Below are 986 nucleotides of genomic sequence, written 5' to 3' on the forward strand. Positions count from 1 at the left end.
GCGGTCGTCGTGATCATCGTGGCCTACCGCGCCTTTCCGTGGATCGCGCTCTCGCTGACCGCGTCGTTCGGTGTCTACGGGCTCATCAAGAAGAAGATCGGTCCGGCGGTGGACGCCGTCAGCGGTCTCACCCTCGAATCGTTCTGGCTGATCCCCATCGCGGTCGTGCAGCTGATCGTGGTCGCGACGACTCCCGCCGGCATCACGATGGGCGGCAACGGGTGGGTGCACGCCGTGCTGCTGGCCTTCGCCGGCGTGGCGACGGCCGTGCCGCTGCTGCTGTTCGCGGCGGGAACCCGTCGGATCAACCTCACGGTGATCGGGATGATCCAGTTCATCACCCCGGTGATGCAGTTCCTCATCGGCGTCGCGATCCTGCACGAGCCGATGCCGCCGGAGCGCTGGGCCGGGTTCATCATCGTCTGGATCGCGATCGGCGTCTTCGTCGTCGACCTGCTGATCGCCGCCCGCCGAGGGCGCCGGATCGCGCAGCCCGAACTCGTCTGAACCCGCGGTTCTCCGGCCCGGAATCCCGGTATCGGATCGTTAACGCACCGAGATACTTGCACCCCCTGTGGACGGGTATCACGCCCTAGTGTTAGAGCACCCGCCCGTGGTCACAATCCACGTTCAGTTACGCAAGGGAGCACCATGAACGCAATGAAGGGTTCGCGCACCGCGAAGGTCTTCGCAGGGATCGCTTTGATCAGCGCATCCGCCATCGTCATCGCCGGCTGCAGCAGCACGCCGAACGCCGAGCCCAGCGAAGGCGGTGAGAAGCCGGCCGTCGATCTGACGCTCAAGCTCGGCTCGCTGCTTCCCGCGACCGGCTCGCTCGCCTTCCTCGGCGCTCCGATGGAAGCCGGCGTGCAGCTGGCTGTCAACGAGATCAACGAGGCCGACGCCGGCGTGACCATCGACCTCACCACCGCCGACGAGGGCGACCTCGACAACAAGGCGTACGAGACGTCGATCACCAACCTCCA

The 986-nt window shown here is 66.0% G+C and carries 2 protein-coding genes; both read left to right on the plus strand.

All coding sequences use genetic code 11. The features are described 5' to 3' along the window. The coding region (locus tag ACNPM4_RS19040; RefSeq protein WP_448986777.1) for an EamA family transporter at positions 1-507 on the plus strand (507 nt) is incomplete at its 5' end. Positions 508-651: 144 nt separating this feature from the next. Next, positions 652-986, plus strand: a 335-nt coding sequence (locus ACNPM4_RS19045; RefSeq protein WP_448986778.1) for an ABC transporter substrate-binding protein, incomplete at its 3' end; no start/stop codon positions are given.

Source organism: Microbacterium umsixpiens (genome assembly GCF_053543675.1).